Source organism: Peribacillus sp. B2I2 (assembly GCF_041261685.1).
Lineage (GTDB): Bacteria > Bacillota > Bacilli > Bacillales > DSM-1321 > Peribacillus.
The window spans coordinates 981,333-994,483 of record NZ_JBGCCB010000001.1 but is presented as its reverse complement, the minus strand read 5'-3'; the positions used below and the strand labels follow the sequence as shown (position 1 = coordinate 994,483).

General features: G+C 39.4%; 14 protein-coding genes. 10 read left to right on the top strand and 4 right to left on the bottom strand.

Annotated features, from left to right (window positions below; genetic code table 11):
• Positions 1 to 7 precede the first annotated feature (7 nt).
• Positions 8 to 1,555 carry a bifunctional GNAT family N-acetyltransferase/carbon-nitrogen hydrolase family protein gene (locus ABIE66_RS05005; protein WP_289323912.1) on the bottom strand — a complete coding sequence of 516 codons (1,548 nt, stop codon included), beginning with the start codon at positions 1,553 to 1,555 and terminating at the stop codon, positions 8 to 10.
• A gap of 190 nt (positions 1,556 to 1,745) precedes the next feature.
• On the opposite strand from ABIE66_RS05005, the gene ABIE66_RS05000 reads away from it, so the two are divergent.
• Both ABIE66_RS05000 and ABIE66_RS04995 read left to right on the top strand, forming a co-directional pair.
• Positions 1,746 to 2,183, top strand: coding sequence for a disulfide oxidoreductase (locus ABIE66_RS05000; RefSeq protein ID WP_289317724.1), 438 nt, complete (start codon positions 1,746 to 1,748; stop codon positions 2,181 to 2,183).
• Positions 2,183 to 2,653: a thioredoxin family protein gene (locus tag ABIE66_RS04995; RefSeq protein ID WP_370014047.1), complete on the top strand. Its 471-nt coding sequence runs from the start codon at positions 2,183 to 2,185 to the stop codon at positions 2,651 to 2,653. The genes ABIE66_RS05000 and ABIE66_RS04995 overlap by 1 nt, the downstream gene beginning before the upstream one ends.
• A 67-nt stretch (positions 2,654 to 2,720) precedes the next feature.
• Here the strand turns inward: ABIE66_RS04995 and ABIE66_RS04990 are convergent, their stop codons facing one another.
• Positions 2,721 to 3,140, bottom strand: coding sequence for a DUF5365 family protein (locus tag ABIE66_RS04990; RefSeq protein ID WP_289323909.1), 420 nt, complete (start codon positions 3,138 to 3,140; stop codon positions 2,721 to 2,723).
• A gap of 225 nt (positions 3,141 to 3,365) precedes the next feature.
• Here ABIE66_RS04990 and ABIE66_RS04985 point away from each other — a divergent pair, with 225 nt between their 5' ends.
• Entirely contained in the window at positions 3,366 to 4,283 is a 918-nt protein-coding gene (locus ABIE66_RS04985; protein WP_370014046.1) for an RluA family pseudouridine synthase, read from the top strand.
• 176 nt (positions 4,284 to 4,459) lie between these two features.
• On the opposite strand, the gene ABIE66_RS04980 is transcribed toward ABIE66_RS04985, so the two are convergent.
• The gene (locus ABIE66_RS04980; protein ID WP_170946860.1) at positions 4,460 to 4,714 is read right to left on the bottom strand and encodes a GlsB/YeaQ/YmgE family stress response membrane protein; all 255 of its coding nucleotides are present in this window, start codon (positions 4,712 to 4,714) and stop codon (positions 4,460 to 4,462) included.
• Between the two features lie 476 nt (positions 4,715 to 5,190).
• Positions 5,191 to 6,021 carry an aldo/keto reductase gene (locus ABIE66_RS04975; protein WP_289323907.1) on the bottom strand — a complete coding sequence of 277 codons (831 nt, stop codon included), beginning with the start codon at positions 6,019 to 6,021 and terminating at the stop codon, positions 5,191 to 5,193.
• 378 nt (positions 6,022 to 6,399) lie between these two features.
• Between ABIE66_RS04975 and ABIE66_RS04970 the strand changes: the two genes are divergently transcribed.
• The 7 genes from ABIE66_RS04970 to ABIE66_RS04940 all read left to right on the top strand — a co-directional run bounded on the left by ABIE66_RS04970 (position 6,400) and on the right by ABIE66_RS04940 (position 13,084).
• A complete protein-coding gene (locus tag ABIE66_RS04970; RefSeq protein WP_370014045.1) occupies positions 6,400 to 7,398 on the top strand; it encodes an inorganic phosphate transporter in 999 nt (332 codons plus the stop codon).
• 238 nt (positions 7,399 to 7,636) lie between these two features.
• Entirely contained in the window at positions 7,637 to 8,257 is a 621-nt protein-coding gene (locus tag ABIE66_RS04965; protein ID WP_289317730.1) for a DUF47 domain-containing protein, read from the top strand.
• Between the two features lie 15 nt (positions 8,258 to 8,272).
• The gene (locus tag ABIE66_RS04960) at positions 8,273 to 9,271 is read left to right on the top strand and encodes an inorganic phosphate transporter (RefSeq protein WP_289317731.1); all 999 of its coding nucleotides are present in this window, start codon (positions 8,273 to 8,275) and stop codon (positions 9,269 to 9,271) included.
• A 132-nt stretch (positions 9,272 to 9,403) separates the two neighbouring features.
• Entirely contained in the window at positions 9,404 to 10,660 is a 1,257-nt protein-coding gene (locus tag ABIE66_RS04955) for a PucR family transcriptional regulator (RefSeq protein ID WP_289323905.1), read from the top strand.
• A 49-nt stretch (positions 10,661 to 10,709) separates the two neighbouring features.
• The gene (locus ABIE66_RS04950) at positions 10,710 to 11,531 is read left to right on the top strand and encodes an EcsC family protein (RefSeq protein WP_370014044.1); all 822 of its coding nucleotides are present in this window, start codon (positions 10,710 to 10,712) and stop codon (positions 11,529 to 11,531) included.
• A gap of 197 nt (positions 11,532 to 11,728) precedes the next feature.
• Positions 11,729 to 12,862 carry an alanine dehydrogenase gene (gene ald, locus ABIE66_RS04945; RefSeq protein ID WP_289317734.1) on the top strand — a complete coding sequence of 378 codons (1,134 nt, stop codon included), beginning with the start codon at positions 11,729 to 11,731 and terminating at the stop codon, positions 12,860 to 12,862.
• Positions 12,863 to 12,931: 69 nt separating this feature from the next.
• On the top strand, positions 12,932 to 13,084 hold the full coding sequence (locus ABIE66_RS04940) for a hypothetical protein (RefSeq protein ID WP_370014043.1): 153 nt from the start codon (positions 12,932 to 12,934) through the stop codon (positions 13,082 to 13,084).
• The last annotated feature ends 67 nt before the right edge of the window (positions 13,085 to 13,151 follow it).

The window sequence follows — 13,151 nt, the reverse complement described above, 5'->3', positions numbered from 1 at the left end:
TTTCGCTTTATTTTTCGCCTTTTTGATAATGCAGTTTGTAAATATCATGGCGGCGATCTTTCAATTGCGTTACAGTACCGGACTGCCGCTCCCGGCGTAAGATTTCCAAATCAACATCACCAATCAGGACCATCTCTAGGTTCGGACTGGTTTCCCCGACTATGCCGTCACGTGCAAATTCGAAATCCGATGGAGCGAAGATTCCGGATTGAGCATATTGGATATCCATATTTTCCGTTTGCGGAAGATTCCCGACCGTTCCGGAAATGACTGTATAGATTTGATTTTCCACAGCACGGGCCTGGGCACAATAACGAACGCGCAGATAGCCTTGCCTGTCTTCTGTACAAAATGGAGTGAATATGATTTTGGCTCCCATGTCGGTAGCAATCCGGGCAAGTTCCGGAAACTCAATATCATAACAAATTTGTATGGCAATCTTTCCACAGTCTGTATCAAAGACACGAACGCGGTCACCTGCGTTGATGCCCCACCATTTTCTTTCATTCGGTGTAATGTGAATTTTATATTGCTTTTCAATCGTCCCGTCACGACGGAATAAATAAGCGATATTATAGATGTTGTCATCATCTTCTTTTACGAAATGGGATCCGCCGATGATATTTATGTTATACCTCACAGCTAAAGTGGTAAATAATTCAATGTACTGCTCCGTGAAGTCGGACAGTTTCCGTACAGCCAAGCTTGGTGATCTTTCATTTAGGAAAGACATCAGCTGGGTGGTGAACAATTCAGGGAATACGGCAAAATCCGCATTAGCATCCGAAGCGACGTCGGTGAAATACTCGACTTGGTTAGCGAAGTCTTCGAATGAATCGATTTTACGCAGCATATATTGCACGACGCAAATCCGTACCGGTTCAGATGTTTTATAATAACGTTTTGTTTTCGGCTGATAATCGACGTTATTCCACTCCATGAGCGTAGCATACTTATTGGATTGCAGATCATCCGGCAAATAATTCGGGTTGATCCTCATTAGCGTGAACCCATTTAAAAGCTGGAACGAAAGTACCGGATCATATATTTTATGCAATTGCACTTCTTTCACATATTCCCTTGGTAACAGTTCCTCCGCATGTTTATGGTAATTGGGGATCCTGCCTCCGATAATGATGCTTTTTAAATTCAATTGGGCAACAAGTTCTTTCCTAGAATCATATAGTCTTTGACCAATTTTCATCCTGCGGAATTTAGGATGGACCATGACCTCGATTCCATATAAATTATAACCGTCCGGATTATGGTTAGTGATGTACCCACCATCTGTTACATCGTCCCATGTATGGCGATCATCATATTCGTCAAAATTAATAATGAGGCTGGAACATGAGCCAATCACTTTTCCATCATATTCAGCTACAAACTGACCTTCCGGAAAAATTTCCAGATGGCTCTCAAGCTGATTTCGCTTCCAAGGAACCATTCCAGGAAAGCAACTCGACTGCAAAGCAATTATTTCATCTATGTCTCCTAGCCTCATATTACGTATTTCCATTATTTTTTCATATTTATGCAGGTCCAAATTAGGCATTTTCCTCAGACTCCTTTAATCTCTTCCATAAGAATTATACCCCTTATTCAAAAATTAAAACACCTGAACCTGCCCAAGGCATTGATAAAATCCATTCTGAATGTCCCTTAAAAAGAATATATATTTTACAGACGCCGTCCATACATACTATACTTTTCATGAGAGCAAAAAGAGATGGGGAAGAGGAACCATGAACAATACAAAACGCAGTGTGGAAAACTTATTATTTGTAGCCTGGGCTGCTTCCATCATTGCTATGTTTGGAAGCTTATATTTTTCTGAAATCAAGCAATATGAACCATGTGCGCTCTGTTGGTATCAACGGATCATCATGTATCCTTTTACAATCATTTTAGGAATTGCAATCATTCGAAAAGATTATTGGATCAGCTTTTATACCATGATATTATCCGCTATCGGTGCATTCATTTCCACGTACCATTATTTGATACAAAAGGTTTCATTCTTTTCTGACCACACCCTTGCATGCGGAAGGGTTCCATGTACAGGACAATATATAAACATATTTGGTTTCATTACCATCCCGTTCCTAGCCTTGACTGCATTCATCATTATTTTCATATGCAGTTACATCATATGGACAAGATCCAAGGAGGTTGCAGCTTAATGAAGAAAATGGCTATATTTTTAGTGATAATCGTCGCGATATTTGTCCTGCTGGGCGTTTTTACAAACATGAAAAAGGAAGAAAAATCAAAAGGAAATCCATACGGGAAGGATAAGCTTCATCCCGCTACTGTCGATCAGCTGGATGATCCCAATTATCAAAACTTGATACTGCCGGAAGAATTGGAGCAGGACCTCCAGGATAATAAAGATATGACCGTTTATTTCTATAGTCCTACTTGCACGCACTGTCAAAAAACCACACCAATCGTTGCGCCTTTGGCAGAAAAGTTGGGAATCGACCTAGTTCAATACAACCTTAAGGAATTTGAACAAGGATGGAGCGATTATGGCATCAAAAAGACTCCGACCATCGTTCACTATAAAAATGGACAAGAACAAGAACGGATCGTTGGCTTTAATGAAGAGGAAACCTTCGAGAAATGGTTCAAGGACCACGATATTAATTAAGGATGGAAAAAATGAGCCGGCCCTAACGGAAATGCTTCTCCCGTTATAGCCGGCTCATTTTTATCCCTTATACTAAATATTGATTCGCCACCTGCATATCCATCATCTGCATATCATTACTCAGTTCATGGTTTATACAGGAAAAATGGTCATAATAAAAAGGGAAGAATATTCCGTATTCATTCAATAGAGTGATGTTATGTTGGAACAATTCTTCAGATTTAGATTCCAACACAATAGAATCTGCCTTCTTCTGTTTGTCTAATATCGACATGAGGACTTGAAGACATGTCATTACTTGAAATGCATCTCTTAATGTTGCAAAGTAGGTAAAAGAACCTTGATTGGGCTCCAAAACGCCAATCTCGCGAAAATGAAGGATTTCACTTTCCGTGAAGTATTTCGGAAATACAGATTCGTAGAAACGAGAAACGAGGCTCGCTATTTCTTGCTCTTGCTCTTCCGTTGAAGAAAAGACTGTCTTCACTAAAAAAACCACCTTTTTTCAGATCCGTTAGACCTATCTAATATATGTATATTCTAGGACAAGCGATTTCTTTCCCCATAGAATAACATAAAAATTGTAAAAAAAATGTGGTAATTTCCACCACGGAAATCTTGACAATAGGTCCAAGATCACTTTTTTATGACTTATCTGTAATTATTATATATTTTTTTCATTTGACCACAACCAAATAAGTCGAAAGTAGGAATGAAATTGGAAGATTTCAAAATAACTAACCAACATTTAATAATAGAAGTTCTTCAAAGTTGGAATGGATTAACATTGGAAAAGCTTTTCAGGGAGCGGTGGAAAGCCCCAAAGAAGTTGGTCCATGAATGGAGGATGAGTAAAGAAGTGACAGTGAATGGCCATTCCGTCACATGGTCAACTGTCCTTACTGAAGGAGATACGATATGCATTCCCTTGCTTGATCACGTTGAAAATGAACCGGTTAAAGCGGCTGACTTAGGAATATCCATCTTATATGAAGATGACGTGTTGTTGATAGCCAATAAACCGGCTGGAATGGATACTCACCCTTCTCACCCCGGTGAAGCACACTCCCTCATCAATGGAGTAGCGCACCACCTTCGACAAACTGGCCAGAACTGTATGATCAAGCATATTCATAGGCTTGATAAAGATACCACCGGTGCGGTCCTTTTTGCCAAAAACCGCCTCATTGGGTCCATGCTGGACAGAATGTTGGAAGAAAGGGAAATCAAACGGACTTATCTTGCATTAGTTGAAGGAAACATTAAAAAGGATGAAGGCGAAATCAAAGAAAAAATTGGCAGGGACCGCCACCATGCCACGAGACGAAGGGTATCCCCTACAGGCCAGACGGCAGTTACCCATTATCAGGTGCTCAATCGTAATCCCAAGAAAAACTTGACGCTCGTAAGCTGCACCTTGGAAAGCGGCCGAACCCACCAGATCAGGGTCCATTTCAGCCATTTGAATCACCCCTTGGCTGGAGATACCCTGTATGGCGGAAGAAGGACATTTCCACGTCAAGCCCTGCATGCAAGGAAAATCGAATTCATCCACCCCATTTCCGAAGAAAAATTGATTATTGAAGCTCCTTTCCTGGATAAACCTGAAATATTCGATCTTCACATATAATTAAAAAACACCGTTCCATTTCGGAACGGTGTTTTTTAATGCACTAACGGACGGATTATTTGGTTCTGGGACTAATTATACTGCTCTACGGACGGGTTTTCCGCATCGCAGACAAGTTCCATTCCGGTTCAGTATAAAAAAATAGCTGGCCACTTGGGCCAGCTTTATTTTTGTATTTATGAAGCTTTTCTCATGCCTTTTAAGATAAGGCTTAAGATGAAGACAAACACGATAGCACCAATCAATGCTGGAATAATAGCGAAATCTGCTACTGACGGTCCCCAGTTCCCAAGAATTAATGAACCTAACCATGCACCAACAAAACCAGCGATGATGTTACCGATAATTCCAAATGGTACGTCACGTCCAACGATCATACCTGCTAACCAACCGATGATACCTCCGATAATTAATGACCATAAAAATCCCATAATATATTTCCTCCTTCTAATTAGTTGATTTTTTACTATCTACAGCAGACTCCAAGAAATTTCATCACACTTCCATATTGTCATGCCTTCAGTTCTTTTAACTTTTACATCCAAATGGTATGATGCCGATTACGCACAATATCTAATGAATGTGAATGTTTTAGTTATTGGGTAGAATTAGCTAGCTAGAGCCCCTGAGGAACTGATTTGACAATCCTCAATGTGTTAGTGTGTTTTTCTTTTTGTTTGCCGCTGTACTCATTATTTTCCCCGTTTAACTAATCTAAAACCTAATTTTATTTAAAAATATTTGGCAACGGAAATAGGATTATTAGTCATAATAAACGGGTATAGAATATGCTTAACTCTGTCACATAGTTAGTATAAGCAGTAACTGTGTCAATTATGTTCATAAAGAAAAAAGAAAAAGGATGCCCCTTATCGGGACATCCTCCTATCATTTTCAACATTCTTATTTAGAACAAAAGTTCATCTGGATTGCTTCCGAACCGTTCATTTTTGTTCAAGGCATCTATTTGGTTCATTTCGTTAAGGCTTAATGAAAAATCAAATACCTGTGCATTTTCCTCGATACGGGACGGCGTAATCGATTTGGGTATTACTACGAGATCATGTTGAAGATGCCATCTAATTAACACTTGCGCTGAACTTTTCCCGTGCTTCTTAGCTATGTGATTAATTGTTGGTTCTTCCAATAAGTTCCCCCTGCCTAGCGGGCTCCATGATGTCACCTTTATTTCATGCTTTGCACAGTAATCACGAATTTCGACTTGAGTCAAAAGTGGATGCAATTCGATTTGATTTACGACCGGTTTCACTTCACTATTTGCAAGTAAATTTTCCAAATGATGAACATGGAAATTACTTACACCGATAGATTTCACTTTTCCATCCTTATAAAGCTTTTCCAGCGCCCTCCATGTTTCCAGATATTTATCTTTTCCAGGCCAGTGAATCAGGTATAAATCCAAATATTCAAGCCCAAGGCGATTTAAACTATCATCAAATGCCTGAAGCGTGGTTTCGTATCCTTGTTCCGTATTCCATACTTTAGATGTTATGAACAATTCTTCACGAGGTACTCCGCTCTCCCGAATCGCCTGTCCAACACCTTCTTCATTTTCATAAATGGCTGCCGTATCAATCGCTCGATATCCTACTTGGATTGCTTTCTTAACGGATTCAACCGTTTCTTTGCCATTTTTCACTTTGAATACACCGAAACCCAACTGTGGCATTTGAACTCCATTATGTAGAGTGATCGTTTCCGCAATATTTGAAATCATCCTTCATCCCCCTTACTTTTATTTACCAATTATACATCGCCCCAACTTCTATTTCTAACCATAAGCCTCGGGATTTAAAAAGTCCCATTATCCTTTTAATATAATAAAATGAATAATTTGTCATTAAATCCTTCACTAAGTTAAATATTTTGTAAAAAAATGACGAAACGTCTATCCTTATAGATATGAAATTCGTTACAATGAAATAGTTCGTTTTAAAACCAAGTAATAAAGAAGGTGCCATCTTTAAAAAATAATCAACCTTAAAAACTCCCATTTTAAATAATGAGGGGTTGCAAACTGTCCTGTACTGCGCCCAATCATGGGCCACAATCCAAATTCACATTATATACTTGAAATCAAGGGAGTCTTCCATGTATGAATAGCATATTCATCTTAACAGCGCTAATTATTATATTTGCTTTGGTCTTTGATTTTATCAATGGTTTCCATGATACGGCTAATGCCATCGCTACAGCAGTATCAACCAAGGCGCTTAAACCACGTCATGCAATCATCATGGCTGCGGTCATGAATTTATTGGGAGCACTGACTTTTACCGGTGTAGCGCATACCATTACGAAGGATATCGTTGACCCTTTCACATTAAACAACGGCTCTTATGTAATCCTTGCTGCTCTGCTCTCTGCAATAACGTGGAATTTAATCACTTGGTATTTCGGCATTCCAAGCAGTTCTTCACATGCAATCATTGGGTCAATAGCAGGAGCGGCCATCGTGGCTAGTGGATTCGATGCAATAAAATGGAGTGGATTCACTAAAATTGTCCAGGCATTAATTCTATCTCCCATCCTTGCCTTTACGCTTGGATTCATTGTATACAGTATCTTCAAGGTAGTATTCAAAAATAATAATTTAGGAAAGACCAATAAGCGATTCAGGAGAATACAAATTCTCACGGCAGCCATCCAGTCTTATACACACGGAACGAATGACGCTCAAAAATCGATGGGTATCATCACGTTGGCTTTAATCGCTAACGGATATGCCTCTACCTCGGAAGTTCCCTTCTGGGTTCAATTATCCTGCGCAATAGCCATGGCGCTTGGTACATCAATCGGAGGTTGGAAAATCATCAAAACCGTTGGCGGTAAAATCATGAAAATCCGGCCGGTTAATGGGGTGGCTGCAGATATGACTGGTGCAGCAATCATTTTCGGTGCCACATTCCTGCATATGCCGGTCAGTACGACACATGTCATTTCTTCTTCCATACTTGGTGTCGGTTCTGCACACCGCATCAAAGGCGTAAAATGGGGAACTGCTAAAAGCATGTTGATTACTTGGTTCATTACCTTGCCGATTTCCGCTTCATTAGCTGGAATTATTTATTATTTAATTGCTTTATTTTTATAGAACCTTCAGCCTTTCCACTTCGGGAAGGCTTTTTTCTACAAATATCGCCTTTGTAAGTGGCAACTGTTTCCCATTTTTTACTTATCCTTGTTTTTGTTTGTAAAGTTTTATTAAGATTTTGTAAATTTTCGTCGAAAAACCTTCCCTGAGACTACATGAATTCGTTACAATCAATTTGTTAATACTAAACGTACGATAAAAGTGTGTAAAATTGCATGACTAATTGGGAGGCTTTAACATGGCTTTTAAATCAAAAAAAGACAAATTCGCAGTAATGCTTTTCAACATTGCTCAAAACCTTAAAGAAGGTGCTGACTATTTCGCGGATTATAAACTCAAAAACATCTCCGATCTAAAAGTATTTTCAGATACTATGAAAGATTATGAGCATAAAGGCGATTCAATGGTTCATAACGTGATTAAAGAGCTGAACAATGCCTTTATCACTCCTATCGAACGCGAGGATATCCTTGAACTAACCATGAGAATGGATGATGTCATAGACGGCTTGGAACACTGTGCCGCATTATTTGAAATGTACTCAATAGTCAATGCAGATGAGTATATGCTTAAGTTTGTGGATGCAATCAAGCAGTGTACGTATGAGATTGAAACAGCTGTCGATACACTATCCACTAAAAAATTACCAATGATTCGTGAAAATGCAATCAAAATTAAAGATCTTGAATCCGTTTGTGACGGGATCCAACGTCAATCAATCAAAAACTTGTTTACAGTTGAAAAAGATCCAATCAGGATCATTCAATATAAAGAAATTTACGAAAGCCTTGAAGAGATTGCCGATCACTGTCAAGCAGTGGCCAATACACTTGAAACAATCATAATGAAAAACGCCTAAGGAGTACCCCAATAAATGGATACTTTATTAATTTTAACAATATTAATCGTTTTCTTTGCTTTAGCATTTGACTTCATCAATGGTTTCCATGATACAGCCAATGCAATAGCCACTGCTGTTTCAACAAAGGCCATGAAGCCTCGGCATGCCATCATCATGGCAGCTATCATGAATTTCGTCGGAGCTATGACATTTACTGGAGTAGCGAAGACCATAACCAAAGATATCGTGGATCCGTTCACACTTCCGAATGGTTCATATGTAATCTTGGCTGCTCTGCTTGCCGCGATCATATGGAACCTTCTTACCTGGTATTACGGAATACCAAGCAGTTCCTCCCACGCATTGATTGGTTCGATTGCAGGTGCCGCCATTGCTGCAGCTGGATTCGCCGGAATTAAATGGGAAGGATTCATGAAAATTCTTCAAGCTTTGATCTTCTCCCCGTTAATTGCTTTTGCAATCGGGTTTATCGTATACAGCATCTTTAAAGTGGTCTTTAAGAACAATAACCTGACAAAAACAAACCAAAAATTTCGTACTATACAGATTGCTACTGCAGCACTTCAATCGTATACCCACGGAACGAATGACGCTCAAAAAGCGATGGGTATCATCACGATGGCACTTATTGCAAATGGTTATGCATCAAATGCCGATATCCCCTTCTGGGTTCAATTTTCCTGTGCGTTAGCAATGGGACTTGGAACTTCCGTAGGTGGATGGAAAATCATTAAAACCGTTGGCGGCAAAATTATGAAGATCCGTCCGGTCAATGGTGTTGCAGCGGATTTAACCGGAGCCTTTATCATCTTCGGCGCGACCGTAATACACATGCCAGTCAGTACTACCCATGTTATTTCCTCTTCAATCCTTGGAGTTGGAACCGCCCATCGTGTCAAAGGCGTAAAATGGGGAACGGCAAAAAGAATGATCATCACTTGGTTCATTACCATTCCCATCTCGGCAACATTAGCAGGTTTGATTTATCTTTTGATTAATTTCCTATTCTAAAATAAAAAAATCCCTTCCGATTTCCGTCGGCAGGGATTTTCTGTTTTATGAATGGATTTATCTATGCTTATTAATAGGAAATCGTTTAAAATTCAAGGAGAAGGAATTTTTTTAAGCGAGGGGCACAAAAAAATGAAGGAATTAGAAAAAAATAGAGATATTTTTAAAGACCTTTATGGAGATATGATGGAGTTTGCCGATAGAATCAGTTCTGTTTTAGGTTGCCCCATTACAATCGAGGACGGTAATCACCGCTTACTTGCTTATAGCACACACGATGATACTACGGATCAGGCTCGTATCATGACCATAATCGGAAGACGCGTCCCTGAAAAAGTCATCAACAGTTTATGGAAAGATGGCTTCATCCCAGCTTTATTGAAAGAAGATGCCCCCATTAAGATCGGGGCCATCAATGATGTCGGTCTCGGTAACAGGGCTGCGGTGTCCATTCGGAAAAATAATGAAGTCCTTGGATTCATTTGGGCTTTAGAAGTAAATGAACCTTTCTCCGAAGAAGATATGGAATTTCTGCAATTCGCTGCCAAAGAGGCGAAAAACCAGTTACAGCAATTGCAATTGAAAAAGAAAAGGAAAGAAGCGGGTAATCAAGAGTTCCTTTGGCGCATGCTGACTGGACACTACCAAGAAGAATCGGAAATAATTGAAAATTTCACGAAATTCTCCTTACATGTTCCGGTGGTTTTTTCCATATTGGTATTCGAATTTCCTGAAGAGATCAATCGGGAAGTAGAGCGATACATTTCATACATGTTAACGACTACGCAAAAGATAAACAGTTCCTTATTTGCGATTGACCATAACAAGCTCATTCTTTTTGCAGGAGCCAACCAGGAAAACAGCCCTTCTTTCACATCATCGATTTATGATTTCATCCCTTTTTTCATTTTGGAAATGAAACGGCGTTTCGGTGTTGAGCATATCCTTGGAACGGCTGGCCATATGTATAAAAACTTATTGGATGTTAAAACAAGTTACGATGAAGCTCAATACACTCTAAAAATGAAGACTATTTTCCCTGATGACATGAAGCTCATCTTACATTATGAGGAACTTGGCATGTTTCAAATGATTGAATCGCTCGCAAGCAACAAACAACGTCATGTTCATCCTTCCATCCTGAAGCTAAAAGCATATGACATGAAAAACCAGACGGAAATGCTGCAGACACTCACTGTCTATCTAGAAAAAGACTGCAACCCAAATGAAGCTTCAAGAAATCTTCATATCCATGTGAATACATTGAATTACCGATTAAAAAGGATTTCAGAAGTGGGAAATATCCGGTTAAAAGACCCGATTCAAAAAATGTCCCTCTTTCTTAACATTAAACTTGATCAATATGATAAATTTTTCAAGAAAAATTAATGATAAATTCCCTGATATGGAATACTAGAAATGTGGAAAGGCTGATCATATGAAATTTGAAACAAAAGAAGAACTTGAGAAGGAATTAATAATCATTGAAAAATGGGAGAAGGATCAGAAAGGGCTATGGTTTTGGGAACGGATTGGGCGAATCCCCTTCAAACTATTGGATAAGCTGACACCGGATTTCATTCAGAAAAAATTGGGTGTCATGCTTGATGAAATCGGCAGCTATATTCAGAATGGCGGAAAATATTTAACGAAAGAAGCTCAAATTCTAAGTCAGCTACAGGCCAAGAACCCCGAGTTGAAAATTACTTCCCTGGAAGATGTATCAAGCATTCCCCTCCATATCATGGATAGCGTGAGTCAAGATATTAAAAATTCAGGCAGCAAATTGGCAACGGTTCAAGGTGCCACTACCGGTATTGGCGGAATCTTCACCTTAGCCATCGACATCCCCCTTCTACTCGGCATGTCGATTAAAACACTTCAAGATATCGCCATCACATATGGGTTCGATCCCAGTGACCGTCAAGAGCGTATTTTCATCGTCAAATGTCTGCAATTCACAACATCGGATGTTGTAGGCAAAAAAGCACTATTAATTGAATTGTCGAAAATGCACCTGCCTGATTCCGAATCAAAAAGGGAAATAGCATCCGAGCTGCAAGGATGGCGAGAAGTCGTTTATACATACCGTGATCAGTTTGGCTGGAAAAAGCTTTTGCAAATGGTTCCTGTTGCTGGAATAATCTTTGGAGCCCTTACCAATCGATCGATGATTGCCGATATGGCCGATACGGGAATCATGCTTTATAAAAAAAGACGGATTTTAGAGCGCATTCAAGAACCTATTTCGAAAAATTAACTTCAGCGTTATATTTTCTAACGTTTATGATATGAATCAGGGGTCTAGTTCCTGACGAGTCCATGTTTATTGATATTGCGTTTGTGGAATTCCACAAATACACCTTTTTCATTTTTCTGATTTCCACATACTAACTGTTTCTATTTCCAACTATACTTGTGATACAAATAGTAAAACATATTATTGGAGGGATTAAGATGAGAATAGGAATTCCAAAAGAGATTAAAAACAATGAAAACCGTGTAGCTATCACTCCAGCTGGGGTTGTTGCATTAGTCAATGCAGGGCATGAAGTATTAATCGAAATGAACGCAGGTCTAGGAAGCAGTTTTACAAATGAATCATATCAAGAAGCTGGTGCTGTAATAGTCGAGGACGCTGCTAGCGTTTGGGCAAGCACAGAAATGATCATGAAAGTAAAAGAACCTATCTCATCTGAATATAAATATTTCCGAAAAGATTTAATCCTTTTCACATATTTGCATCTTGCGGCTGAACCGGCACTAGCTCAGGCCCTAAAAGAAAGCGGTGTCTTGGCCATTGCTTATGAAACGGTTGCAGTGAACCGCACACTTCCTTTATTGACACCAATGAGTGAAGTTGCAGGACGCATGGCTGCACAAATCGGTGCTCAGTTCCTGGAAAAAAATAACGGTGGTAAAGGAATCCTCTTAAGCGGAGTTCCTGGAGTGAAACGTGGTAAAGTCGCTGTTGTCGGCGGAGGCATGGTTGGAACGAATGCTGCTAAAATCGCTATAGGATTAGGCGCAGATGTTACAATTCTTGACTTAAGCCCTGACCGCCTACGTCAACTTGATGATATTTTCGGAAATGAACTGACTACACTCATCTCCAATCCTTATAATATTGCAGAAGCAGTCAAAGATGCTGATTTAGTGATTGGTGCTGTATTGATCCCAGGTGCTAAAGCTCCTAAGCTCGTTACTGAAGAAATGGTTAAATCGATGTCTCCAGGTTCAGTCATTGTTGATGTTGCAATCGACCAAGGCGGTATCTTCGAAACGGTTGACCACATAACAACACATGATAACCCTACTTATGTTAAACATGGAGTAGTGCATTACGCAGTGGCAAATATGCCAGGTGCAGTGCCTCAAACCTCTACAGTTGCTTTAACTAACGTAACAGTGCCATTTGCACTGCAAATCGCAAACAAAGGCGCCATCAAAGCGATCCTTGAAAATGATGCACTTGCAAAAGGCGTCAATGTGGCGAACGGTGAAATCACGTTTGAAGCAGTTGCAACAGACCTAGGCTACAACTACGTAAGTGTTGAAAACGCCTTAAACCCAAATAACATTAACGCTTAATATTAAAATAAGACTCCAGACATCTGGAGTCTTATTTTTTTTGAAAGGGAATTGGGTAGATTTATTTGGATGAAAGATCGATTTATCACGCTCATCGGTCGATTTATTCCGATGAAGATTGAATTATCTCGATATGGGTCGGATTATCACCACGAACAGGCGATTTTTCCGAATATAGGTCAGTTAAAGACGAAAATAAATTTTATCCGTTTATTTTTTTAAATTACATGATATGAAATTAGTGTTTGAATTGGCCCCATATCTAGGCTATGATTTGCCATTAACATTT

Excerpts from the sequence above, each read along its gene's own strand:
- ABIE66_RS05005 (WP_289323912.1), bottom strand. The coding sequence starts at position 1,555 with ATGCCTAATTTGGACCTGCATAAATATGAAAAAATAATGGAAATACGT.
- ABIE66_RS04985 (WP_370014046.1), top strand. The coding sequence starts at position 3,366 with ATGAAATTGGAAGATTTCAAAATAACTAACCAACATTTAATAATAGAA.
- ABIE66_RS04960 (WP_289317731.1), top strand. The coding sequence starts at position 8,273 with ATGGATACTTTATTAATTTTAACAATATTAATCGTTTTCTTTGCTTTA.
- ABIE66_RS04965 (WP_289317730.1), top strand. The coding sequence starts at position 7,637 with ATGGCTTTTAAATCAAAAAAAGACAAATTCGCAGTAATGCTTTTCAAC.
- ABIE66_RS04980 (WP_170946860.1), bottom strand. The coding sequence starts at position 4,714 with ATGGGATTTTTATGGTCATTAATTATCGGAGGTATCATCGGTTGGTTA.
- ABIE66_RS05000 (WP_289317724.1), top strand. The coding sequence starts at position 1,746 with ATGAACAATACAAAACGCAGTGTGGAAAACTTATTATTTGTAGCCTGG.
- ABIE66_RS04955 (WP_289323905.1), top strand. The coding sequence starts at position 9,404 with ATGAAGGAATTAGAAAAAAATAGAGATATTTTTAAAGACCTTTATGGA.
- ABIE66_RS04975 (WP_289323907.1), bottom strand. The coding sequence starts at position 6,021 with ATGATTTCAAATATTGCGGAAACGATCACTCTACATAATGGAGTTCAA.
- ABIE66_RS04940 (WP_370014043.1), top strand. The coding sequence starts at position 12,932 with ATGAAAGATCGATTTATCACGCTCATCGGTCGATTTATTCCGATGAAG.
- ABIE66_RS04950 (WP_370014044.1), top strand. The coding sequence starts at position 10,710 with ATGAAATTTGAAACAAAAGAAGAACTTGAGAAGGAATTAATAATCATT.
- ABIE66_RS04995 (WP_370014047.1), top strand. The coding sequence starts at position 2,183 with ATGAAGAAAATGGCTATATTTTTAGTGATAATCGTCGCGATATTTGTC.
- ald (WP_289317734.1), top strand. The coding sequence starts at position 11,729 with ATGAGAATAGGAATTCCAAAAGAGATTAAAAACAATGAAAACCGTGTA.
- ABIE66_RS04970 (WP_370014045.1), top strand. The coding sequence starts at position 6,400 with ATGAATAGCATATTCATCTTAACAGCGCTAATTATTATATTTGCTTTG.